We start from the raw sequence: 24497 nt of genomic DNA on the forward strand, positions 1-24497 counted from the left end.
TACATGAATCTTAACATAGAAGAAAACGTTGTTTTTTGTACATTATGTGAAACTTGATATATGTTCAAAAAAAATCCGGATCACATAGGTGATCCGGATTTTTCAAGTCTGCTTCCGGTCGTCAAGGCGGACGGCTTCTCTCAGCTCTTCCGCGACAAATTCGACGTTCGGCCCGATAATGACCTGTGCCGTTTTATTCCCCGTTTTGATAACCCCTTTTGCTCCCGCTTTTTTAAGCGCCGCCTCATTAATGAGAGACGTATCCTGCACGGTCAGCCTGAGGCGGGTCGCACAGTGATCAATCGTTTCGAGGTTTTGCCTGCCGCCGAGCCCCTTGAGCATGGCATGTTCTTCGACGGAACCGGCCGTATCTTCACTAAGCACTTCTTCCTCTTCCTCATCATCTTCCCGTCCCGGCGTTTTCAAGTTTAACGTTTTGATGAGCATATAGAATACGACAAAATAGATCACTGCATAACAAAGCCCGACAACGAGCAGCAAAAGCGGTTTTTCGGCAATGCCGTAGCTGAGGAGATAATCGATCGCCCCCGCCGAGAATGAAAAACCTGACCTGATTCCGAGAACATTCACGATAAATAAAGAGAACCCGGTTAATATAGCATGAACCCCGTACAAAAGCGGTGATAAAAACATAAATGCAAATTCAATCGGCTCTGTAATTCCGGTAATAAATGCCGTCAGCGCGAGACCGATCATCATTCCGGCCGTCGCTTTGCGCTTACTTGGCTTAGCCGCGGCAATCATTGCCAGACATGCGGCCGGAAGCCCGAACATCATAATCGGGAAGAATCCCGTCATATAAGTTCCCGCCGTCGGATCCTTCGCAAAGAAGCGGGCCAGATCTCCCGTTTTTCCGTGAAAATCGCCAAATTGGAACCAAAAAATATTATTCAGCACATGATGAAGACCGAATGGAATCAAAAGCCGGTTAAAAATCCCGTAAATCCCGGCGCCGATTCCGCCAAGCCCGATCATCCATTCCCCGAAAGACGTAATCACCGACTGAATCGGCGGCCACACAAATCCGAAGATCCCCGCCAAAATAATGGTAATCAGCGCCGTTACAATCGGAACGAGCCTGCGCCCGCTGAAAAACCCGAGATATTCGGGCAGCTTCGTATCCTTAAAGCGATTATACGTGTATCCCGCAATTAACCCCGCGATAATCCCTCCGAAAACGGCCATATTATTTGTCGAATTGATTGATTTTACAGCCGCGTCCAGCATGATATAAGAAATGGCTCCCGACAGAGCGGCGGCCCCGTTGCTGTCTTTCGAAATCCCGATCGCGATTCCGATCGCGAAAATCAGCGGCAGATGATCAAATACCGCGGTCCCCGCCGCGTAAATGAACGGAATATTTAATAAGTCCTCTCTGCCGATGGCCAAAATAATACCAACGGCGGGCAGAACGGCAATCGGAAGCATAAATGATTTTCCGAGTTTTTGCAAAAATTGAAGCATTTTACCCATCCCCCTTCTTTTTTCTTAAATATACCACATAAGTTATCTAGTGATCTATACCAATTTTCCTTCATTTATTCACATAAGGCTTGTTGGTTTTCTATTTATAATCCAGTTGTGGTAAGCTTGAATCAGATGATTAAAAATAGAAAGCGGGAATGACAATGATTGTAACGAACGATCAAGAATTAGAAGGCCTTAAAAAAATCGGCAGAATCGTCGCGCTGGCGCGTGAAGAAATGAAGAAAAAAGCCGAGCCCGGCATGAGCACGAAAGATCTTGACCTGATCGGAAAGGCTGTGCTTGACGAGCACGGAGCCGCTTCCGCTCCGGAGAAGGAATACGATTTCCCGGGCGTGACATGCATCAGCGTAAATGACGAAGTCGCTCACGGCATCCCGAGCGCCTCTAAAATCTTAAAAGCCGGAGATCTTGTAAATATCGATATTTCGGCGGAGTTCGGCGGTTTTTATTCCGATACGGGAATTTCATTTGTACTCGGAGAAGGCGATGAACGTCTGCAAAAGCTTTGTAACTGCGCAGCATCCGCATTTCAGAAAGGATTGGATCAGGCAAAAGCCGGCAAACGCCAAAACCAGATCGGCAGAGCCGTCTACCATGAAGCCCGCTCCAACGGATTTACCGTTATTAAAACGCTGACGGGCCACGGAATCGGCAGAAACCTTCATGAAGCGCCGAACCACATCATGAATTACTACGATCCGTTTGATAACGCGCTGTTTAAAAACGGAACCGTGATCGCGCTTGAGCCGTTTATTTCCACGAAAGCGGAAACGATTGTTGAAGCGGGAGACGGCTGGACGTTTAAAACGCCGGATAAAAGCCTTGTCGCCCAAGTAGAACACACCATCGTGATCACAAAAGACAAACCGATTATTTTAACTGCATTGTAATGTTTCATCTCCCTTCCAAACAGGTATACAACAACTAACCCGAAGGAGGGAGACGCATGAAAAAAGATAAAGAAAAAATCAAAATCGAAAACGAAATACACGCCATGCACGGCGTAACGAAACAGCAGATTTTAGAGGATTTCGAGGAATTTAAGGCGTACCTTCATCAGAAAATTTCCGCCGGAAAAAAACTGGGTCTGGATGACAGCAAAATCATCAAAAGCGCCGCCATCCTCGGGGACTATCTCGCCAAACACGAGGAGCCCCGCAATGCGGAAGAAAAACTCTTACAAGAACTGTGGGACATTGCGGATGACAATGAAAAACAGCATTTGGCCCAGCTTCTCGTCAAACTTGCCGGACACTGATACAGTGCCCGGCTTTTTTATGCTCCGTTATAAGAGTTGTGCTACACTGGACATATGTCTGTGAAAGGAGCCATTTTTCAACATGTGGTTTATTATCTTCGGGTTTATTTTCTTTATTGAAAGCATCATTCTCACCGTTTACGGAGTGAAGAAAAAGAAGGGGATGCTGATTTATTTCGGCGTCGTTTTCGGAATCATGACACTCGGAACGGTGCTGTTAAAATTAACCGGCCATTAAGTATGAAAAGACCGCCCTTTACATATATATGTAAGAAAGCTTTACATCTCTGAATCGAAAGGCTCAGTTTTTGCGTTATCCCTTTTCAGCGTCTTTTTATAGATGTTACAATGCCAAAAGTTTGGCAAAAACTGAAGAAACTCTCCCCAGCGGGAGAACGGAGAAAGGAGTTTTCTGACATGCATTATGGCAGTAAAGGCTGGTATGTAGAAGAGTTAAAGAAAAAAGGAATTACCCACTATGAAGGAAGGAAGCTTCAAAGCTTCAAAAAGTACTTCCTTGCCAATCTGCTGGAAACAAAGAAACAAGCATAACGTAAATCAGCCGTGCTGTCAGTGCAGCACGGCTTTTTTTCTATACATTAGTGAGCCTGTCCCTTTTTTTAAGGAAGGACTCCCTCCAGCTTTCTGACAGCGCTTCTTCCCGCAGTATTTCTTCAATCGCTGACAGATTGCCTGAATCACGGTATTTCACTTCGTTCGCATACCAGACGGAAATGCTTTCTTTGCCTCTCGACAGACGCTTGAGAACGGGACGCGGATCGACATATCCTTCTTCAAGCACCCTGAAATAAAAGCCGGTAAATCCCGTCTGCTGTACACGGAGCACCATATCTTTGATGCCATATTTGAGCGCGAGTTTGACGCAGGGCTGGCGCGGCTGGCTTACTTGAACGACGGCTTCCCCCAGCTGAAAGACGTCTCCGATCCACACGTCTTGTTCGGCCAGTCCTTTGACCGTTACATTCTCTCCGAACGCGGCGGCGGGAAGTTTTCTCGCGAGCGTTGTTTCCCAATATGAATAATGCTCGGCGGGATACACGCACACCGCTTTATCGGGACCTCCGTGATGCTTCAGATCAGCCTGCCCGTCCCCGTCAAAATGGGTTTTATACAGCATGACGGGAGAATCTGCGGGCCGCTTGATGATGCCTGAATTGATTTGTCTGCCGGCAAATTCATGAATTGCGGGCTTTCCGAGATTGATAGATAAGACAGAATAGTCTTGCGTCATCTCGTTCACATCCTTTGCGAAATATCCTATCTTTCCTTTATCATAGTAAGAAAAAGGTGGTTTTTCCATGCTTCAGTATCATATGATTGCAGACGGCCGGGTTCAGGGCGTAGGTTTTCGCTACTTCGTCCAGATGGAAGCCGACAGACATAAGATAGCCGGCTGGGTAAAAAACCGTGATGACGGCCGGGTGGAAATCCTTGCCGAAGGCCCTGAAGAGTCGTTAAAACAATTTGCCGAAGCGGTCAGAAAAGGCAGCCCCTTCTCAAATGTCACAAACGTAACCATCGAAGAATCACACCGTCTGAAAGGGTACCGCACCTTTTCCATCAGTTACTGATAAGGCTTGTCCTGATAAAAATAATTCGGCTTCACAATCGTATCGTCATATGATTTATGAAAAATGTGGGTGGAAGCCGGCGAGATCGGCGGAATCAGCCAGGTCCAGTCGCCCGTCAGCTTTCTGCCCGCGTCTTGTTCCTGTTCTTCAAAGCGCTTAAATTGATTCGCGGCCGTATGGTGATCGACAATGCTGACACCGTGTTTTTTGTATGAATAGAGCACTGCCTTATTCAGTTCCACCAGCACCTGATCTTTCCACAGGTCAGTATTCAGGCTGGCGGAAATCCCCATGACCGAAGCGGCTTTTTTGAGCATATCATACCGCTTTTCGTCAGCAAGATTCCTTGCGCCGATTTCGGTTCCCATATACCATCCGTTAAAAGGCGCCGCGTTGTACGACAGTCCGCCGATTTCAAGCCTCATATCGGCGATAATCGGAACCCCGTACCATCTGAGATTTAAATCGGCAAACTCTTCAATATCCGGATGGGTGATCGGCACTTCTTTCACGAGCGTCTGAGGCAGGTCATACCAGACCGGCTGCCCGTCCCCTTTCATCCGGAAAAGCAGCGGCAGAATATCAAAATCGGTCCGCTTCCCGCGCCAGCCGAGTTTTTCGCAAACAGCCGTCAGCTCATATGATGCCGGATCACCGACTCTTCCTTTTTCAGTCTCATATCCCGCATAGCGGATGAGCTGGTGATTCCAGATTTCCACTTGTTTCTCCCCGTTCTTCTCAGGAGGGAAAATCGTAATCGTCGGTTTAATTTTTCCGCCGTTCGTGGCGATTTCAATATGTTCAAATAATGCGTCACGCACCTCTTCTTTCGTGTTCACATTGCGCCGGTCAATGACGTTCAGCGATTGCCAGAACAGACGCCCGATACAGCGGTTGCTGTTGCGCCACGCCATTTTCGCCCCGTGTTCAAGCTCTTCCGCCGTATGGACGTAACTTCCCGTCCGCTCTATCTCATCTTTTATCGCGTGCAGTCGCGCGTTGATTTGCGATTCCATTCCGAGTTCCCGATAGCAGACATCAATAAAATCCTTCGCCTCATCCCAAAGTATTTCCGTATGTTTCAAAAAACTCTCTCCTTCAATTTACATCTGTTTCCCATTGTATCGTTTTTAGGTGTGAACACAATGGTTTTTTTGTATCATACTGGAAACTGCAAAGAAAAAACACCTGTGATTTTCGCAGGTGTTTCACAAAACGGAATGCAGTTTTTCAGCCAGTGTAAGCAAATCCTCACGGTAGTTTTTTCCCGTCATTGGAATTCCGTGACCCGTCAAAAGCGCTTCCGGCTCCAGTTCCGCCAGTTTCTGAACGGATGCGGCCGCCGTCTGCGTATCCGCTGTAAAATAGGCGGGCGGCCCGTGAAGCTCTTGCTTTTGAATGACAACGTCCGCAAGCGATTCCTGTTCAACAGTGATCAAGGCATCACCGGCAAGCAGCACGCGGTCTTTATCCCGGAATAATGAAATATGGCCGGGTGTGTGGCCGGGCGTATGCACCCATCTCCATTCCTCAAGAAACGGAACGGTACCGTCTGAAGGCAGTGCCTGAACGGACGGAATGCGGATCGTATGGCGCGGAAACAGCGGTGACAGCTTTGCGACAAGCCCTTTTTTCGCATCGGGCCTGGCAGGCGGATAATCCGCTTTCCCCGTGACGTACGGGAGCTCCTTTTCATGAATGTAAACCGGCACATCCCAAAGCTCAAGCAGTTCTTCAATCGCACCGACATGATCAAAATGACCGTGTGTCAAAATGACCGCCTTCAGCTCATACCCCTCTTTGAATCGGCGTTTCATTTCTTCTGTTATCATCTCCGCCGATTGAGGCATTCCCGCGTCAACCAGAATGATTTCCCGCGGAGCTGAGGGACTTTCGATAAAGTAAACATTCGCAATCTGCACGGTCAGTCCGTAAACGCCATCCGCCGCTTTAAAACCGGCGCCGCTTCTCACTGAAAAAAGCGGCATAAACGGATCACTCATCATGGCACCTCCTCTGATGCCTTTAGTGTGCGACGAACCGGGTGTTTTATGTTAAAAAATCGTGATTGCGCCGATGATGAGCGCAAAGGCCGTCATGACGATAACGGCAAGAACCGCCCATTTCATCGCAAATTTCTGGTGTTCATCAATGGTGACCCCGGCAAGCCCGACTAATAAATGCGTCGACGGCACGAGCGGGCTTAACATATGAATCGGCTGGCCGATAATCGAAGCGCGGGCGATTTCCACCTTATCTACACCGTACGCCACGGCGGTCTCAGATAAAATGGGCAGCACGCCGTAAAAATAGGCGTCATTAGGCATCAGAAACGTAAAGATACCGCTCGTTAAGGCAACAATCGCCGGAATAAAACCTCCCATCTGTTCCGGAATAAGCGATACGAGGGAAATGGCCATTTCATCAACCATCTTCGTCCCCGTTAAAATTCCGGTAAACACGCCTGCGGCAAAAATCATCGAACCGATCGCAAGCACATTGCTCGAATGGGCTGAAATGCGCTCCCTTTGATCGTTAAGTTTCGGATAGTTGACAATCAGCGCGATACAAAACGCAATGATGAACAGCACGGTTAAATTCACTTTTCCTGACACTAAAAATCCCACTAAAGAAAGCGTCAACAGTAAATTGAACCACCACAGTTTCGGCCGCTTCCATTCATCTTCCGCAGCCGCAGCCGTTTCATTTGTATGGGACGGCTGTTTTAATTCGATCACCCCGAGCCGTTTCCTTTCCATCCTTCCGAGTACATAAGCGACCACAATCATACACACCATTCCGCTCGCGATGACGGGCATCATCGGCCCCGTCAGCTCTGCCGGGTCAACGCCGAGCGCACTCGCCGCACGCGGCGTCGCGCCGCCCCATGGTATCGTGTTCATGATACCCATGCCGACCCCGGCGATTCCCGCTAAAATAATCGGACGGATTCCGAGCATGATATACAAAGGCAGCATTGCGCTTGTCGTAATCATATACGTCGTCGAGCCGTCTCCGTCCAGTGCGACAAGCATGGTCAAAACGGCTGTTCCGACTACAATTTTGAGCGGGTCGCCTTTAACCAGCTTTAAAATACGCGACACCATCGGATCAAATAAACCGGTATCAATCATAATGCCGAAATAAAGAATCGCAAATATAATCATCACTGCGATCGGCGCCACCTGTTCAATGCCGGAGATCATCATCTCGCCGACCCGGTTAAAAGAAAACCCGGCAATCAGCGCAAACACGATCGGCGTTAATACGAGCGCCGTTAACACTGAAAGCCGTTTTGTCATAATCAGCACCATAAAAACAAGCATCATAAGAAAGCCTAAGATTGCTAACACAGTATGTCCCCCTTATTATGAATACGCTTACATTTTAAAGGCCCGATCCCCTTTATCCGCCTTTTTGCTATCTTATGAGAATTGGATATTGAAGTAAATATTTTGGATTTTAAAGATTTTTAATTTTTTATAACCTTTTCGTTCATTTTGTTCATTTATAAATCAAAAGCCTTCCGCAAATATGCGGAAGGCTTATTTTTCGCTGCTCATCATCTCTTTATAGAACTCGGTCTGCTCTTCTAAAAAGCGTTTTGCGCCGCTGCTGTTTTTATAAAAGCTCTCCCAATCCCGTTTTTTCAACATTTGCTTCCACTCCGCAGATGAGGTAATCTGTTTCAAAGCCTGATCCCAATAGGCGATCTCGCCTTCGGTCATGTCTTTCGGCCCCATGATGCCTCTCCAGTGCGCAAAGACAAACGGCACCCCCTGCTCTTTCCATGTCGGCACATCGCTGAAGCCGGAGAGCCTTTTGTCAGACGTAACGGCCGCCAATGTGATTTTCCCTTTCCGATAGACGTCTCTCGCTTCTGAAATGGTCATTGAGGCGGCGTCTATCTCGTGACTGATAAGAGCTTCAATGACTTCATTGCTGCTTCCGTATTGAAAAAAGCGGATATCAAATGGAGAAATTCCGGCCATTTCCGCCGCTCTCGCAAAGGAGAGCTGGTCATCATTTCCGAGGCCGGGCGCAAATCCGATTTTTATGCCGCCCGGATGTGCTTTAATATCGCCGAGCAGCCGCCTTCCGCTTTTTATCTTTGAATCCTTCGGAAGAGCGACGATCTGCCACTCTTTTGCGATAATGGCCAAAGGCGTAAAATCAGCTGCCTTCAGCCGGCTTTGTCCCAAAATTTCATTGCTTAACAGCAGACTTGAATTCATACTGATGACATCCGTTTTTCGTTCGTTTACATATTTCCAGCCGCTGTCTCCGCCTCCGCCGGGTTTATAGACGATCTTAACAGGCCGGCCTAATATTTGCTTCCGCTCTATTACCGATTGCAAAGCTTTTGCCGTTACGTCCCAGCCCCCTTGAGGCGCTGCCGGAACGACAATTTCAACCGGCCCTTCAGCTGAACGGATGCCCGCCATCTGCCGTCCGTCAAAAGAAACCAGCGCCGCCAGCATGACAAGAAGCACTCCCAACCGCTTCATTTCTCCCATCCCTTATTCATGTGCTAAATAATATTTCCGTTCCGGCCTGCCGATAATGCCGTACTCTAATTCAGCGAGAGCTTCTTCCCGAGAAACGAGAAACTCGGCGTAGCGCCGCGCCGTTGTTCTGGAGGCGCCCATTTTTTCGCCCAGTTCTTCAGCCGTCATCCCTTTTTGGGACGCCCTGAGCGCGTTTTTGATTTTTTGAAGCGTAATCGAATTAATGCCTGTCGGCAGATCATTGTGCTGTTTTTGTTCTTTCTGACCGCTTCCGAAAAACATGTCGATCACGGACTGGCTCAGCTCCGGCTGTGAGTGCAGCCATTCTCTTTTTTCACGGTACTGCAAAAGCACTTCTGTAAATTTATGTGCCGACACCGGTTTTATGACATAGTAGGAAACGCCTGATCTGAGCGCTTCCTGCAGCAGCCTTGTTTCGGCAGAAGCCGTAATAATGATGATATCAACGGAAGGAAAACGGCCGCGGATAAGCGGGAGCAGATCTGTCCCCAGCTCATCCGGCATATAAATATCCAAAAGCAGCAGATCAGGCTGCCGTTTCTCAAGCAGCGATATGGTGTCTTTGGCATTGATTGCTTTGCCGATGACATTGAATCCATCAAGATGTTCGATAAATTTTTCGTGAATTTGCGCTATTCGAAAGTCGTCCTCTGCAATCGCGATGTTAATCACACCGATTCCCCCTTTGGCCTTTCTTTCGGTATAAACACCGTAAATACAGCACCGCCGCTCTTTTGCTGCGAAATCTCTATCGATCCCTGCAATTCACTGACGGCTTCTTTCAGATTGGCTAAGCCGTATCCTCTCCTTGTCCCCTTTGAAGAGTAGCCCTTTTCAAATATCGTTTCTGTTTTTTCCTGAGGCACGCCGTCTCCTGAGTCCGCCACTTCGATGACGATATCCCTGCCGATATCGGTCATGAAAAAGGATACCTCTTTTTTCTCTTTTTCGGCGACGGCTTCGAAAGCGTTATCAATAAGATTTCCGATGATCGTAATGAGCTGGGATGAACCCACATGCTCCGGCAGCGATTCTAAAAAGCTGTTTTCATCTATTGAAAGCTTCACTTTCTTCTCAGACGCCTTTCCCATTTTTCCTAATAGTATGGCCTGAACCCGCTGTGAATGAATGTTTTGAAAGAGGATTTCATGCTGTTCATTCTGGATGGCGTACTCTTCTTTTATCAGTTCAATGGCTTCATTATATTCTCCCAGCTCTAACAGACCGAGTATCGCGTAAAGCTTATTCGAGAATTCATGCGTTTGCGCCCGGAGATCCTCCGAGTATTTTTTCATTTCAGTCAGCTTGTTGATCAGTTTCTTGAGCTCCGTTTTTTCGCGGAAGCTGATCACCGCTCCGTATACTTGTCCGGTCTGCTTCATTTCTTTCACGTTTAAGATAAATACTTTATCTCCGGCACGCACCTCCACGTTCGGCGGTAATTCTCCCCCTGCCAACACCGGCATGAGCTTTGCGCCCGGCATGATTTCTTTTATATGCCTTCCGATCATCGGTTCCGGAAGATTCAGCATATCAGCCGCAGATAAATTCATCATGGTTACCGCGCCTTCTTTGTTTACGGCGATAATCCCTTCTTTCATCGCAAGGAGCATCGCATTGCGTTCCCTGTACAGCGCTGCAATTTCATGCGGTTCAAGGCCGAGTGTATCTTTACGGATGCTTTTTGCGAGCGCCGCCGCTCCCCCGATGCCGATAAGAAACACCAAACATGCAAAATAGCCTAAATGCCGCAGATGCGCTTTCATATCTTTTTCTATCTCATCTTGTAGAAATTCGACTGTCACCGTTCCGACGACTTCGTTATGATTTTTTTCCTCCAAAATAACCGGGGCGCTTCCCCGGACGGCCTTCATTCCGTCGGAAACCGGAGACCCGCCGAACATGACGGTTTTGTTTTGCAGATTTTGATTTTCTTTCGGAATACTGCTTCGGGCCGAATGAAATGCAACATGCCCTTTTTGATCAGTGATGTAGACGGCGTGCACGCCTGCCTGTTCTTTCATTTGTTCAATGACATCTAACTTTGTAAAAGCCTCTTGATCCGCAAGCCGGAACGCCTCTTTTACGGGAGGCATATATGAAATGGTTTTTGCCGTTTGCACCGCCAGCTGTTCAGCCTGCTTCTGCCCTTCCTTTAATTGCTGAAAGGCAAATATAACCGTGAGCGTTCCGATGACAAGTATTAATAAAGCCGTAATTAATCCGGCGATTTTCATTTGCAGAGAGACATAAAACCGCTTCGCTTCCAACACAGCACCAGCCGTCCTTTCCTCCTAAAATCATACCATTTTTTAAATCTTTATTTCTCATTTTTGAGAATTTTCGTGATCTTTTTCTCTTGCGGCTTACCAAAAAGGTGATGATAGGTATATATTTACTTTTACACAATTGATATAACACATAAAAAAGACTGACCGAAGTCAGTCTGCAATCTATCAGGAAATTGTAACTCCCGCGCTTGCATATCCCGCCACTGTATTAATAAGCGAAAGGCCTGTAGCAGTGGCGGAGAATACCATTAACAGCCGGGTTTGAGGAGTTACCGCAATGTTCAGTCCTGTCGTGATTCCGTTGCTGATGCTGCCGATTGACAATACGCCGGTGAGGGGAGGAGCTAAAGTGACGGATGCTCCGGGGATCGGCGTGAACGTATTGTTCGGCACAGTAGAACTGTATAGTTGTGCGGTTATCGTAACAGTCGAGCCGACAAGCGACAATGCTGCGGTTGTACTGAAATAGGCGGCAATTGATGTAATGGTTCCGCTTCTCGGAGCAGAAAAAGCAAAGTTCAGCAGAGTTCCTCCAGCCCCGGTAAGATCAATTGCGCCTCCCCCTCCGACATTGACGCCCGTCACAGAATTGCCGAACCCGACAAGGCTCACCGTTCCGATTAATCCGCCGGCAATGGTCGTCACGGCAGTGGGAAGACCTGAAGCATAAGGAATGATCGCGCCTGCTCCGGTGATCCCAGTGGCTCCGGTTATCCCAGTTGCGCCTGTTACTCCGGTTATCCCCGTTGACCCAGTCACTCCCGTTACACCGGTTGTGCCGGTTGAGCCTGTCGATCCCGTTGCTCCTGTTACACCAGTTGAGCCCGTTACACCAGTTAGACCCGTTACTCCGGTTGAGCCGGTTGCTCCAATCGCCCCTGTTACTCCAGTTGAGCCCGTGGTTCCGGTTGCTCCAGTCGCTCCTGTTATCCCCGTTGCACCAGTCACTCCAGTTGCTCCGGTTTCTCCCGTTGAACCAGTTCGGCCTGTTGTACCTGTCGCTCCGGTTGCGCCGGTTGAACCGGTTACACCCGTTGCTCCAGTTACTCCTGTTGAGCCAGTCGCGCCTGTTTCTCCTGTCGATCCCGTTGCGCCGGTAATCCCAGTTGAGCCTGACGATCCAGTTGGACCGATCTCTCCCGTTGGACCCGTTACTCCGGTTGGGCCGATCTCTCCCGTTGGACCGGTCGAGCCGGTTACTCCCGTTATTCCCGTTGCGCCTGTCGCCCCGGATGCACCCGTTGCTCCGATGGGGCCGGTTGCTCCCGTTGCTCCCGTTGAGCCTGTCGGTCCGGTTGAACCAATTGCTCCTGTCGATCCTGTTGCACCAGTCACTCCGGTTGAGCCCGTTATTCCGGTTACTCCGGTTGCACCGGTTGAGCCTGTTACTCCAGTCACTCCGGTCGAGCCCGTGGTTCCGGTTGCTCCTGTTACACCAGTCGAGCCGGTAGCTCCAGTTACTCCTGTCGGACCAGTTACTCCGTTTGGGCCGGTTACACCCGTCGCTCCTCTTACTCCCGTTGCACCAGTTGCTCCCGTTGCACCAGTTACTCCGGTCGCTCCTCTTGCTCCGGTTACTCCTGTGGGACCCGTCACTCCTGTGGGACCTGTAATTCCTGTTACGCCAGGTTCACCCCCGGTTTGCGCCAATGAAACGTCATCTATTAAAACCGTTCCGGAAGAAACTTTACTTAATACAATGACGGCAGAGGCCGCGCCAGAAGGCACACTGCTTGTTTTATAGATTTCAGACCATGTGTGAAAGAGCACGTTCGGCAAATTTCCGGGTGTGATATTTTCTTGAATGGAACTGATTTGTTCACCTGCTGCGCTGACATAGATGATCTGGAGAGTGACTTGGGGACTTGGCTCATTTCCGAGCGTTGCGAGTGATACGAATAGAGTCACTGACTTGGCTGAAATGGGAACGATTTGACTGAGGTAAGCATATGGCTGAGCTCCAATAAATTGCGCAGAATATCTCCCTGAATGTGCAAACAAACTGTTAATCTGGGTATTTGCCGAACTCCACCCCGCTAATGTGCCGGTTTCAAAGCTTCCGTTTATAATCGGATTATTCATTCAATCTTTTTCCCTCTCCTTCCCGTTGTTGACCGTCTTACTTATTAAGACAGCATATTAATACGGGCTGTGTTTTGACAACCTAAATAAAAAAGGTGATTTCTTTTCATCACCTTAATCCGATCCTTGAATGGGGAATCCCGTCGCAATGAGGGAGCGGTTTGCCGCTGCGACTTGTGTTACGTAGTTCGAAGAAAGGACGGATAAATAGAGCTGATACGCGGCTGTTTCATCCGCCATCATTCCGTCGATGTACGTAAAAGGAATTCCTATGATTTGCCCGCCTGAAGAAAAGAGGTTCCTCTCTTGTCTCTGTGTTTGTATCGATACGCCATTTCTTTGCAGCTCGACAGCTAAGACCAATGAGAAATGAGACGCGAGCGGATCTAATTCCACATTTACTTGTATGACGGCATCCGTTTTCACCAATTGATCTGTCGGCGCAGCTATCACTGCGCTTAACACGTTTATCGGTGTTCCTTCTAACGGAATCGTCATTAGTTCTGCTGTATTTTGAAAAGCTACCGCAGGAACCGCTCCCGGCGGCCCCTCAGGCCCCGGGGGACCGGGCGGACCCGCCTCCCCTTGCGGACCGCGGGAGCCGGCGGGTCCTCTTTTGCCTTCGGGACCTCGCAGCCCGGGTACGCACAAGGCAGATCGATCTTCATCTGAAGACGGAAACCGTTTTTCCGTCCCTGTTTCCGGACTTTCATGTTCACATGGTAATTGTTCATACCGGCGTTTCATATGTCTGCTCATATATTTGTAAGGTTTCTGTTTCAATATCATGTATTGATTACGGCCGCTGCTCATATTATCACCCCGGCAATATTCTATTCGCACTGAAGTCATCATGTGCAGGCCCTTCCCATTCCTTACAGAAATAAAAAAAGGCAGACCTGAGTCTGCCTTTTTTCTTCTACCATAACCCTAATACTTTCCACCATAATCCGCCGATCACAAGCCATGTCACAATATGGACGATTGACAGGATAAAGCCGATGGACCACCATTTGCTTTGCGATATATAACCCGCTCCGAAAAAGACCGGAGCCGCTCCTGATCCGTAATGCGTCGTCGAACCGAAAAGGTTGCTGAAAAACGCCAGGCTGAGCGCCGCCAACAGCGGCGGAGCGCCTGCCGCCACGATGACGGCGAGAAATGCCGCATACATGGCGCTGATATGCGCGGTTGCGCTCGCAAAGAAGTAATGCGTGTAATAATACACGACAATCAGAATCATAAATGCCACAATCCATGAAAAACCGGAAACAGATGATTTCATCATATCGCTGAACCAAGACACCATGCCGAGCTCATTCAGGAAATTCGCCAGCATCACAAGCGCCGCGAACCAAGTCAGCGTATCCCATGCACCTTGTTCCTTTTTGATGTCCTCCCATGTTAATACCTGTGACAAAAGCAAAACGGATAATCCGATCAGGGCCGTCGTCGTTGCGTCGATATTTAAGCTTCCTCCGAAAATCCACAGCGCAAGCACCAATAAAAAGACGATGACCATGGAGAGTTCGGATTTTTTAAACGGACCCATTTCTTTCAATTTTTCCGTTGCGATTTTAGCCGCGTCCGGTGTTTCTTTAATTTCCGGCGGATACAGCTTATAAATGACGAGCGGCGTAATGATTAAGCTCGCCAATCCCGGTACAATGGCCGCGATTGCCCAGCTTGTCCATGTGATGTCCACCCCTGCGACATCGTGGGCCAGCTTGGCGATCAGCGGGTTCGCCGCCATTGCCGTCAAAAACATCGCAGACGTAATCAAGTTTCCTTGAAAACCGGTTTTTAATAAGAAAGCGCCGATTTTCCGCTCTGTTCCGTCTGCCGGCGTTGATCCGAAAGTTTCGGATAATGATCTGATAATAGGAAAAATAATGCCGCCCGCCCGTGCCGTGTTGCTCGGAATGGCAGGTGATAAAATTAAATCACTGAAAAGCAGTGAATAAGAAAGGCCGAGTGTTTTCTTCCCGAACCGTTGTACGAATACGTAAGAAATCCTGGCGCCGAGCCCGGTTTTGATAAATCCCCGGGAAATAAAAAAGGCGATGACAATCAGCCAGATTGTCTTGTTTCCAAATCCGCTTAACGTATTTTCAATAGATAGCGTTCCCGTTAACGCGGTGACTGCCAATGCAAAAATTGCAATTGCGCCCATTGGCAAGGGCTTGGAGATAAAGCCGATAATTGTTGCGACAAAAATAGCGAACAAATGCCATGCTTTAGGTTCAAGTCCGGACGGCGCGGGAATAAACCAAATGATTAATCCCACAGCAACAGTAATAAGCAAAGGAATGATTTTTACTGCCTGCTGTTTTTTTGCGTCTTTTTCTGAAGCCATTACAGGTCTCCTCCTATTTTGTTGTCTTCCATCCCCTATCCCATTTTACTACTTAACTAAGTTAATAAACGTTTTTGTTAATTAAAAAACACAAAGGAATATTTTCCTTTGTGCTTCTTGTTTATTATTTTAATATACCCGACCCGGCTTTAGATATAACATCTGATTTTACATTTGATGATGAGCCGATGGAACCGTGCAATGACGGTGTCCAGCCGACGGACTGACTTAATCCGTTGGCGGCTGACGCGTTAATTGCGGCGCCGTTTAAAAGAGTGCCGTCTTCATGAAGCGCTTTTCCGCCGCTGAAGACGCTGATGACTTTATCAGCAGCCAGTCCCGGCACTTCAAAGACATTATTCTGGGCATATATTTTTGACGCGTGGCCTGCGCCCCACGCATAGCTGAACGGGTATGCGGCGCTTTTAGAGCCTGCGTAAAAATTATTATAAATATGAACCTGCCCGTACCGGACCCGCGGTGCGCGCTGGACGATGTTCTGGTAATAGTTATGGTGAGTGGTCACCTTCAGTTTTCCTTCATCCGACGTCTTGCTGTCGCTGTTTCCGATGACGGAGCCTTTGTCATGGTCATGATATTTATTATAGGACAATGTAATATAATTCGCCCCGTTGGCTATATCCGTCTGGCCGTCATGGTGCTGATATTTTCTCCCGTAATAGTAAGGAAAACCGCTGTCGGGATTCGATCCGTCATTAAAGGTGCAATGATCGATCCAGATGTGCGTCGCGCCGTTAATGGTGATATTGTCATATTCCGAGTTCCAGTTGCCGCTGCTGCCGTCCGTCGGGTCCCATTGCGGAAAATAGTCGTAAGCGTCTTGAAATTCAATGTTGCGGATGATGACATTGTCGACGCCGTTCTTTATATTAAAACTTCCGCCTGTCACTTTGGCATTTGAACCCGAACCGATGATCGTCGTATTTGAAGGAATGTCAATCACGACCCGTGCTTTCTGGTTTTTTTGAGATCGCTGTCTGGCGTCTTCCTGGGTGCCTGACGGCGCTTTTTTCCCCCATTTGTCCGGGTCGTACGCCTTCAGATAAGCGTTGAGATCATATGCCGGATCCTTATAATCATTAAAGCCGAGCGTTTTATTCCGGTCGTCCGTATTCATATTGATTGTGCCTTGTATGTAAATAATCTTCGGCGTGCTGTTGGCGCTTCCCCCTAATGCAGAAACGAGCTGCTGTCTGTTTGATACGGTGTAGACATTCGATGAAGAGGCTTTCGCGCCGCCGGTTGTCCCGCCGGAAGCGGCTCCCCAGCCGTCATTTGTTCCTAACGTCTGCCGTCCCAGGTCAGCGGCATAGACGTCCGCAGGGATCATACATAAACAAACCGCCAGCATAAATAACATTTTTTTCATGAATTGTGCTCCTCCTGATTTTTCATTCCAATTTATTACAATTGAATTCTATCAAATCAGTTGAGAAACGGCACCGAAAATGTACAGCATGTGCCTTTCGGTTTTATTGCGGAAACCGCAAAAAAATCCCAAGGGACCGAAAACCCCTTGGGATCTGTTCAGCTTACGCCCATGATTTTACTTTTTCGTTATCCGTGACAAACAGAAGAACTTTTCCTTCATCTAAGCGCTTTTCAAATTGTGATGCTTCCTCTTCTGAAAAGCCGATTTCATGAATTTTGTTGCGGAGCTCGTCGCCTTTTTTATTAAACATATTGCCGACCGCGTGTTTAATGCCCGTTTCTTTCGCTCCGATGGTATTGACATCAGTATTATCTGCCAGGCGGTCCGTTCTGTCGTCATCATGAGAAAGCACATATACGTCTTCTTTTGCGACACCCAATTGCTGAAGCTCTTTTACGTCCTGCATCAGTTTTTGATCATTTGTATATTCTCTTACTACCGGTTTCATTGATAAGTCCTCCCTTTTGTTTTTGTATATTGGATGTTTACCCGCTCAACCAAAGGTCAAACAAAAGAAAGAGAGTTCCGGGAAAAAACGGGCAGATTGTCGCTGGATATTTTCCGGCGGGACATGTTACAGTAGGGAAAGCTACATTTATCAGAAAAATAAAAATCTTCATGAGCCGATTAAGCAGGGAGGTGGTTCCTATTCATTACTTTTCACCGGAACAGCGATTTAACGCTTGGGTTGTCAGTGATTTAGTGAAGCAGGTATTCCGCCGGCATACCCGCTGCCCGGATGGAATAAAAGAGCTTACGGTCTTTGCTGAAGATACTTTTCATATTAATATCGATTTCGTTTTCTCTATCATTATCAATATCGGTGATATCGAATCCGTTCTGCCGAAAGAAATTGAAAATAAGCTGGGTTCTTATCTGACCGCGCTTCAGCCCGTCATTACCGCTGACATGCTTCATTCTTCAAAAACGAATGCCTATGAATATTTGGAACATGAGAAAAACACCGATGTGTACCGGTTATTCTTTTAAATACGCATATAAGGAAAGAAGGGCCCGGGCCCTTCTTTTTTTGTTGCCGGCGGACGGTTTGATTTTGTATTCGGGAAATGGTTCGTGTTACATTTGGAACAACCACTTATCTTGAAGGAGGATTCAGTATGCCGAATCATCAGCAGCAAATTCAATTGGCAAGACGCCCCAAAGGCGTTCCCGCCCATGACGATTTCCGCTTTGAAACGATTGCCGTGCCCGAACCGAAAGACGGCGAAGTGCTTGTGAAAACGAGTTATGTGTCCGTTGATCCGTACATGCGCGGACGGATGCAGGATACAAAATCATATGTAGAGCCGTTCGCTTTAGATGAAGCCATAACAGGCGGAGTGATTGCCGAGGTTCTGACAGACGGCGATAAGCTGAAAAAAGGAGATGTTGTGATCGGAAATCTCGCGTGGCAGGAATATTCAGCCGTCAACGAGTCCGCCCTCCGCAAGTTGGATACGGATATCGCACCCGCCCAGGCGTATCTCGGCATTTTAGGGATGACCGGACTGACCGCTTACTTCGGGCTGCTCGATATCGGCCGTCCGAAAAAAGGCGAAACCGTCGTCGTTTCAGGCGCGGCGGGCGCCGTCGGCTCAACAGTCGGACAGATTGCCAAAATCAAAGGCGCGCGGGTTGTCGGCATCGCCGGATCTGATGAAAAAATCGCGTATTTGAAAGAGGAGCTTCAATTTGATGAAGCCATTAATTACAAAACGGCGGATGATATTCAAAAAGCGCTGGAACAGGCATGTCCTGACGGCGTCGATGTCTATTTTGACAATGTCGGCGGACCGATTTCAGATGCGGTGATAAACCTGCTGAATGAATTCGCCCGCATTCCGGTATGCGGAGCGATCTCATCGTACAATACCGAAAGTGAAGAAGAAGACATGGGCCCCCGCGTCCAGCCGAAGCTGATCAAAACAAAAGCGCTGATGCAGGGATTCATCGTCAGTGATTATGCTGATCGCTTTTCCGAAGGTGCGAAACAATTGGCCGAATGGCTTAAGGACGGAAAGCTTCATTATGAAGAAACGATTACGGAAGGATTCAGCAATATTCCTGACGCGTTCCTCGGTCTGTTTAAAGGAGAAAACAAAGGCAAACAGATCATCAAAGTCAGTGATCTAAGTTAACATGATGATGAAAAAAGGAGGGCTTTGTCCCCTCCTTTTCTTTTTTTCGGATCAGCCGCGAAGAATCAAAGTAAGAAAGCCGTCTTCATCAGGCTCCGTATCTTCCAAAGTGAATCCTGCTGCTTGAAAGCAGGCTAAACTGATTTGATTGCCTTTTTCGATGCTTGCCGCCCATTCCCGTACGCTGGTAAACCCAGGATCAGTCAGCAGTTTTTGCAAGATCTGTTTTCCGTACCCTTGAAGCTGGTACAAAGGATTGACGATCAATCCGATATACGCCCGCTCCTCCACAAACTCTATAGAGACCATGCCTGCCGGACACTCCCCGTCATATGCCATAATGACAGTATCGTCTTCATCTTTACTCAATCGTGCATACCACACGTCTAATGGCAGCATCGCATCCATTCTCCGTCTGATATTATCGTTCTTAAACCAGTGTTCAAGTATTTTCAGCTCACGTTCCTTCAATATTTGAAATCTGTCTATTGAAACCATCTTCCCGCCCCCGCCTGAACCTTTTCTATTATTTTACAACAAAAAACGAAGGGCTTCCCGCCCTCCGTTTCTTATTTCTCAGATAGTTTTCCGCCTGAATAAACGGCCTCTTTCAGCTCAATTCCGAGTGATTTGGCCATTTTTTTCAATTTGGATTCTTCCATCGGCGTGACAAGGCTGAGTACGGTTCCTTCTTTACCGGCCCGCCCCGTCCGGCCTGATCTGTGAATGTACCCGTCTTCATTCGGGATGTCCGCGTGAATGACGTACGGAAGATCATCGATATCGAGTCCGCGCGCCGCAATGTCAGTCGCCAGAAGCAGCGGAAATTCTCCCCGTTCAAACGCTGATAATATCTTTGCCCGCTCCATTTTTTTCGCTTCTCCGTGCAGGATGCCGAGATCCACATGGTGATAGGCGAGTTTTTCCGCATAGACGCTTAAATTTCCGATATCTCTGACGAACACGAGCGCCTGCATGCCGTTCAGCCGTGACAGCTTTTGCAATAGCTTCACTTTATCCCGCTGATCGCAGACGAGATATTGATGCGTGACGCGCGCTTTTTCCGCCGTATTCCGCTCCACTTTCAAAACGGCCGGTTCGTGTGCGATGGTATTCAGCACCTGTTCTGTTTCCGGCTGCAGCGTAGCGGAAAAGCTTAAAAGCTGTCGGTCTTTCAGCGTCGTTTTAATGATTTTTTTCATCGTTTCGCGGTGTTCCTGTGTCACGAGCTGATCCGCTTCATCAAGAACGATCGTCTTGACTTCATGCATTTTCAGCTTTTTCGCCTGAATCAATTCGAGCACCCTGCCCGGTGTGCCCGCAATGATATGCGGTTTATTTTTGAGCTTTTCCACCTGCTTTTTCACGTTTGCTCCGCCGATCAAAGACAAAGCGCGAAGATCAGAGCCTTTTATCCACTCCTGAATCACTTGAAAAATCTGCATCACAAGTTCGCGGGACGGTGCTAAAATGATCACTTGCGGATGTTTCTGTTCCGGGTTGATCCGCTCCAGAACCGGAAGCGTGTACGCCAATGTTTTTCCCGTTCCCGTCGGGGATTCGGCGATGACGTCTTTCCCTTCCATAATCACCTGAGCGGCTTTTTCCTGAATAACGGTCGGCTCCTGAAAACCTGACGCCTCCCAGTTTTCGGCGATAAATGGTTGTGTATGCTGTAAAAATGGCCATGTTTGGGTCATGTCGTTCTCCTCAATTCTTAAAATCTACTCCATAGTATCTCAAATGCAAGCGCCAAACGCAATTTTCTTTTTCCTTCCAAGCCTTTTAACAAACGGTCTCCTCCTTTATAATCATAAATGAGAAAGACACAAGATAAAAAATGCGTGTCTGATAACGATAGAGGTGTAATGATGAGTATTTTATCCGTAAAAGATTTAAGCCACGGCTTTGGTGACCGTGCGCTTTTTAACAATGTATCGTTCCGTCTTTTAAAAGGGGAGCACGTCGGCTTAATCGGAGCAAACGGCGAAGGTAAATCAACGTTTATGAATATTATTACCGGGAAGCTTGAGCCTGATGAGGGTAAAGTTGAATGGGCGAAAAACGTGCGCGTCGGCTACCTCGATCAGCATACCGTGCTTGAAAAAGGAAAAACGATCCGCGACGTGCTGAAAGATGCGTTCCATTACTTATTTGCGATGGAAGAGGAAATGAATGAGATTTACAACAAAATGGGCGAAGCGGACCCTGATGAGCTTGAGCAGCTGCTTGAAGATGTCGGTGTCATTCAAGACGCCCTGACAAACAATGACTTCTACGTGATTGACAGCAAAGTTGAAGAAATCGCCCGCGGCCTCGGCCTGCAGGATGTCGGACTTGACCGCGACGTCACTGATTTAAGCGGCGGACAGCGGACGAAAGTGCTGCTCGCCAAGCTGCTTTTGGAAAAACCGGAAATCCTTCTGTTGGACGAACCGACCAACTACCTTGATGAACAGCATATTGAATGGCTGAAACGCTATTTGCAGGAATATGAAAATGCGTTCATCTTAATTTCTCACGACATTCCGTTTTTAAACAGCGTGATCAATTTGATTTATCATGTGGAAAATCAGGAGCTGACTCGTTATGTCGGCGACTACCATCAGTTTATGGAAGTCTACGAAGTGAAAAAACAGCAGCTCGAAGCCGCCTATAAAAAACAGCAGCAGGAAGTGGCTGAGCTGAAAGATTTCGTCGCCCGTAACAAAGCGCGGGTCAGCACGAGAAATATGGCGATGTCCCGCCAGAAAAAGCTTGATAAGATGGATATGATCGAACTGGCGGCCGAGAAACCGAAACCGGAATTCCATTTCAAGCCTGCGAGAACGTCAGGCAAGCTCATTTTTGAAACGAAGGACTTAGTCATCGGCTACGATACTCCGCTGTCACGCCCGCTCAATCTCAGAATGGAGCGCGGACAGAAAGTCGCCCTGTACGGCGCAAACGGCATCGGGAAGACGACGCTGTTAAAGAGCCTGCTCGGTGAAATCCAGCCGCTGGAAGGCACGGTGGAACGGGGCGAGCATCAATACACGGGCTATTTCGAGCAGGAAGTGAAAGAAACCAATAACAATACGTGCATCGAAGAAGTGTGGAGCGAATTTCCTTCCTTTACCCAGTATGAAATCCGCGCCGCCCTCGCCAAATGCGGCCTGACGACCAAACACATTGAAAGCCGCGTCTCCGTTCTCAGCGGAGGAGAAAAAGCGAAGGTCAGACTGTGCAAGCTGATCAATTCAGAAACAAACCTGCTCGTGCTTGACGAACCGACAAACCACCTGGATGTCGATGCGAAAGAAGAGCTGAAACGCGCGCTGAAAGAATACAAAGGCTCCATTCTGCTGATTTCCCACGAACCCGAGTTCTACATGGATATCGCGACGGAAACATGGAATTGTGAATCTTGGACGACGAAAGTGCTGTAAACACAAAAAGGAACTCCCGCCTGTGCGGAAGTTCCTTTTTTTTCTTAATGTCCGGCTTTTATTCCGGCGAGATGTTTGCGTCCCATGAGAAGGACAAGCATGCCGACAAAAACGACGATCCCGCCTACTGTATATGGAGTGCTTGCGGTGAAGTGTTCTGACAGCATTCCCGCAATCCACGGAGCGAGCGCACCGCCGATAAAACGGACTGAGCTGTAGGCTGAAGACGCGATTGAACGTTCAACCGGCGCAGAACCCATCACAGCGGTTGTCATGATCGTATTCACCATACCGAGAACAGCACCGGCGACAACGATACATGTAATGATCAACGTCTGATGGTCAGTCCAGATCCCCATGACGATGAGAATGACCGCAAACGCGATAAAGAGAACGACGAGCGAACCCACTGTTCCCAGCGCTTTGTGCACGAGCGGCGCCGTAAAGACTGACGTAATTGCCAGCAATAACCCCCAGCCGAAGAAGACATATCCAAGGCCGTGTTCATCTAAATCCAGCACGAACGGAGAATAAGCAAGCAAAATAAAAAATCCAAAGTTGTATAAGAATGCAGATACTGCCATTGTCAAAAGGCCTTTATATTTGAGCGCCTTCATCGCATCAAACACACCGACGCGTTTCGCCGGTTTCGGCAGCTTCGGCAGCATGAGTGAAATCGCGCAAAGCGCTATGAACATAAGGACAGATACTCCGAAGAACGGAGCGCGCCATGAGATGCTGCCAAGCTCTCCGCCGGCAAGCGGCCCGACGGAAATCCCCAAACCGAGCGCAGCCTCATACAGAATAATGGCTTTGGCGCTGCCGCCGACTGATACCCCGACAATGACGGCAAGCGCGGTTGAAATAAAGAGAGCATTCCCAAGCCCCCAGCCGCCGCGGTAGCCGACAAGCTGAGCGATTGAACTTGAGCTTCCGCCGAGGGCGGCAAACACAATGATAAAAATAAGTCCGAGAAGCAGCGTCCATTTCGCGCCGATCCGGCTGGAAATCGCGCCGGAGAAAAACATCATAAAACCGGTAACGAGCAAATAACTTGTAAATAACAGAGATACTTCACTAGGTGAAGCATGTAATTGTGCGGCGATCGCCGGAAGAATCGGATCGACAAGACCGATTCCCATAAAGGAAATAACACAGGCAAACGCAACCGCCCAAACTGCTTTCGGCTGGCTGAATAAGCCTGTTTTCTGTTGTGATGATGTATCCATTTGACCAGACCTCCTGTTTCATCCATTAAAAGAAACGCTATATCCATAGCGTTTACAGCAAAATCATTCGATTGATTGAATGGCGCGGTCAGCTTTTTCTTTCATTCCGTTAAGGCGCGTTTTAAAATGCTGAAATGTGCTGATCTTCTCATCAATCATCTCAAGCTGGTGGTTCAAAGCGTGCTGAATCTCTTCCAGCTTTTCTTTCCGTTCCTTCGGATCCAGTGACAACAAGTACCCCTCTTTGTTTAATTCCAGCTGACGGCTCATCTCCATAAACTGCTGAAGCTCCTGAAGGGAAAAACCGAGCACTTCTTTTGTGCTGGTGACTTTTTCGAGCTCCTCCATATCATCTTCAGAGTAAAGCCGGACGCCGCCTTCTGTCCGTTTAGGAGCAGGAATCAAACCAATCTCCTCGTAAAAACGAATGGTTCGTTTTGTCAATCCGCTTCGCTTGGCAACTTGATCAATCTTCATCCATTCCAAGGTGAATCCCCCTCTTGTCGTATCTGTTTCTATTATACACCATTTGAACCTTAACGTAAACGTTAACTTTTTATGCTTGATAAACTTTGCTTGGACAAAACGTTTGTCTTTAAAGCGCCGGGAGACATCTGTGTAAGATAAAAAAA

Annotated in this window: 25 protein-coding genes; 8 read left to right on the plus strand and 17 right to left on the minus strand. The window is 48.1% G+C overall.

Features of this window, described 5'->3' with window-relative positions:
- Window positions 1–102 precede the first annotated feature (102 nt).
- Window positions 103–1485, minus strand: coding sequence for an N-acetylglucosamine-specific PTS transporter subunit IIBC (nagE, locus tag BZ167_RS05705; protein ID WP_061861257.1), 1383 nt, complete (start codon window positions 1483–1485; stop codon window positions 103–105).
- Window positions 1486–1649: 164 nt separating this feature from the next.
- Here nagE and map point away from each other — a divergent pair, with 164 nt between their 5' ends.
- The 4 genes from map to BZ167_RS05720 all read left to right on the plus strand — a co-directional run bounded on the left by map (window position 1650) and on the right by BZ167_RS05720 (window position 3319).
- The gene (map, locus tag BZ167_RS05710) at window positions 1650–2399 is read left to right on the plus strand and encodes a type I methionyl aminopeptidase (RefSeq protein WP_007408490.1); all 750 of its coding nucleotides are present in this window, start codon (window positions 1650–1652) and stop codon (window positions 2397–2399) included.
- 56 nt (window positions 2400–2455) lie between these two features.
- Window positions 2456–2767 carry a DUF3243 domain-containing protein gene (locus BZ167_RS05715; protein WP_003155607.1) on the plus strand — a complete coding sequence of 104 codons (312 nt, stop codon included), beginning with the start codon at window positions 2456–2458 and terminating at the stop codon, window positions 2765–2767.
- Window positions 2768–2849: 82 nt separating this feature from the next.
- Complete coding sequence (locus BZ167_RS20100; RefSeq protein ID WP_003155608.1) at window positions 2850–3005, plus strand: hypothetical protein; 156 nt, start codon at window positions 2850–2852, stop codon at window positions 3003–3005.
- 179 nt (window positions 3006–3184) lie between these two features.
- Window positions 3185–3319, plus strand: a complete 135-nt coding sequence (locus BZ167_RS05720; RefSeq protein ID WP_003155609.1) for a YflJ family protein — start codon at window positions 3185–3187, stop codon at window positions 3317–3319.
- A 40-nt stretch (window positions 3320–3359) separates the two neighbouring features.
- Here BZ167_RS05720 and BZ167_RS05725 read toward each other — a convergent pair whose 3' ends face one another.
- Window positions 3360–4019, minus strand: a complete 660-nt coding sequence (locus BZ167_RS05725; RefSeq protein WP_015239385.1) for an MOSC domain-containing protein — start codon at window positions 4017–4019, stop codon at window positions 3360–3362.
- Window positions 4020–4086: 67 nt separating this feature from the next.
- Here BZ167_RS05725 and BZ167_RS05730 point away from each other — a divergent pair, with 67 nt between their 5' ends.
- Window positions 4087–4359 (plus strand): acylphosphatase, encoded by a 273-nt coding sequence (locus BZ167_RS05730; protein WP_003155611.1) that lies wholly within the window; start codon window positions 4087–4089, stop codon window positions 4357–4359.
- Here the strand turns inward: BZ167_RS05730 and nosA are convergent.
- The 11 genes from nosA to BZ167_RS05785 all read right to left on the minus strand — a co-directional run bounded on the left by nosA (window position 4353) and on the right by BZ167_RS05785 (window position 17518).
- A complete protein-coding gene (nosA, locus tag BZ167_RS05735; RefSeq protein WP_015417020.1) occupies window positions 4353–5444 on the minus strand; it encodes a nitric oxide synthase in 1092 nt (363 codons plus the stop codon). The two genes, BZ167_RS05730 and nosA, sit on opposite strands and share 7 nt — an antisense overlap.
- Window positions 5445–5567: 123 nt before the next feature.
- Entirely contained in the window at window positions 5568–6362 is a 795-nt protein-coding gene (locus BZ167_RS05740) for an MBL fold metallo-hydrolase (RefSeq protein WP_033574973.1), read from the minus strand.
- A 51-nt stretch (window positions 6363–6413) separates the two neighbouring features.
- Window positions 6414–7712 carry an Mg(2+)/citrate complex secondary transporter CitM gene (locus BZ167_RS05745; RefSeq protein WP_015417018.1) on the minus strand — a complete coding sequence of 433 codons (1299 nt, stop codon included), beginning with the start codon at window positions 7710–7712 and terminating at the stop codon, window positions 6414–6416.
- Between the two features lie 192 nt (window positions 7713–7904).
- The gene (locus BZ167_RS05750; RefSeq protein ID WP_033574972.1) at window positions 7905–8867 is read right to left on the minus strand and encodes a tripartite tricarboxylate transporter substrate binding protein; all 963 of its coding nucleotides are present in this window, start codon (window positions 8865–8867) and stop codon (window positions 7905–7907) included.
- Between the two features lie 12 nt (window positions 8868–8879).
- A complete protein-coding gene (locus BZ167_RS05755; protein ID WP_015417016.1) occupies window positions 8880–9560 on the minus strand; it encodes a response regulator in 681 nt (226 codons plus the stop codon).
- Window positions 9557–11161: a sensor histidine kinase gene (locus BZ167_RS05760; RefSeq protein WP_033574971.1), complete on the minus strand. Its 1605-nt coding sequence runs from the start codon at window positions 11159–11161 to the stop codon at window positions 9557–9559. Before BZ167_RS05760 ends, BZ167_RS05755 begins: the two co-directional genes overlap by 4 nt.
- A gap of 183 nt (window positions 11162–11344) precedes the next feature.
- The gene (locus tag BZ167_RS05765) at window positions 11345–13261 is read right to left on the minus strand and encodes an NTTRR-F1 domain (RefSeq protein ID WP_033574970.1); all 1917 of its coding nucleotides are present in this window, start codon (window positions 13259–13261) and stop codon (window positions 11345–11347) included.
- Between the two features lie 114 nt (window positions 13262–13375).
- A complete protein-coding gene (locus BZ167_RS05770) occupies window positions 13376–14074 on the minus strand; it encodes a hypothetical protein (protein WP_031379289.1) in 699 nt (232 codons plus the stop codon).
- Between the two features lie 106 nt (window positions 14075–14180).
- Window positions 14181–15617, minus strand: coding sequence for an anion permease (locus BZ167_RS05775; protein WP_015417012.1), 1437 nt, complete (start codon window positions 15615–15617; stop codon window positions 14181–14183).
- A 124-nt stretch (window positions 15618–15741) separates the two neighbouring features.
- A complete protein-coding gene (locus BZ167_RS05780) occupies window positions 15742–17007 on the minus strand; it encodes a pectate lyase (RefSeq protein ID WP_033574969.1) in 1266 nt (421 codons plus the stop codon).
- Window positions 17008–17170: 163 nt separating this feature from the next.
- Window positions 17171–17518, minus strand: coding sequence for a YflT domain-containing protein (locus tag BZ167_RS05785; protein WP_003155650.1), 348 nt, complete (start codon window positions 17516–17518; stop codon window positions 17171–17173).
- 191 nt (window positions 17519–17709) lie between these two features.
- On the opposite strand from BZ167_RS05785, the gene BZ167_RS05790 reads away from it, so the two are divergent.
- Window positions 17710–18060: a DUF3212 family protein gene (locus tag BZ167_RS05790; RefSeq protein ID WP_050515827.1), complete on the plus strand. Its 351-nt coding sequence runs from the start codon at window positions 17710–17712 to the stop codon at window positions 18058–18060.
- Window positions 18061–18188: 128 nt separating this feature from the next.
- Window positions 18189–19208: an NADP-dependent oxidoreductase gene (locus tag BZ167_RS05795; protein WP_015239367.1), complete on the plus strand. Its 1020-nt coding sequence runs from the start codon at window positions 18189–18191 to the stop codon at window positions 19206–19208.
- A 51-nt stretch (window positions 19209–19259) separates the two neighbouring features.
- On the opposite strand, the gene BZ167_RS05800 is transcribed toward BZ167_RS05795, so the two are convergent.
- Together BZ167_RS05800 and BZ167_RS05805 are read right to left on the minus strand one after the other, a co-directional pair.
- The gene (locus BZ167_RS05800; protein WP_062623267.1) at window positions 19260–19706 is read right to left on the minus strand and encodes a GNAT family N-acetyltransferase; all 447 of its coding nucleotides are present in this window, start codon (window positions 19704–19706) and stop codon (window positions 19260–19262) included.
- A gap of 71 nt (window positions 19707–19777) precedes the next feature.
- Window positions 19778–20908, minus strand: a complete 1131-nt coding sequence (locus tag BZ167_RS05805) for a DEAD/DEAH box helicase (RefSeq protein WP_015239365.1) — start codon at window positions 20906–20908, stop codon at window positions 19778–19780.
- 171 nt (window positions 20909–21079) lie between these two features.
- Between BZ167_RS05805 and BZ167_RS05810 the strand changes: the two genes are divergently transcribed.
- Window positions 21080–22636 (plus strand): ABC-F family ATP-binding cassette domain-containing protein, encoded by a 1557-nt coding sequence (locus BZ167_RS05810; protein ID WP_012117051.1) that lies wholly within the window; start codon window positions 21080–21082, stop codon window positions 22634–22636.
- A 44-nt stretch (window positions 22637–22680) separates the two neighbouring features.
- On the opposite strand, the gene BZ167_RS05815 is transcribed toward BZ167_RS05810, so the two are convergent.
- Window positions 22681–23865, minus strand: coding sequence for an MFS transporter (locus tag BZ167_RS05815; protein ID WP_007408959.1), 1185 nt, complete (start codon window positions 23863–23865; stop codon window positions 22681–22683).
- Window positions 23866–23928: 63 nt separating this feature from the next.
- Window positions 23929–24351, minus strand: coding sequence for a MerR family transcriptional regulator (locus BZ167_RS05820; protein WP_003155658.1), 423 nt, complete (start codon window positions 24349–24351; stop codon window positions 23929–23931).
- Window positions 24352–24497: the final 146 nt, after the last annotated feature.

It is taken from the genome of Bacillus sp. 275 (assembly GCF_001999205.1).
Taxonomy (GTDB): Bacteria; Bacillota; Bacilli; order Bacillales; family Bacillaceae; genus Bacillus; species Bacillus velezensis.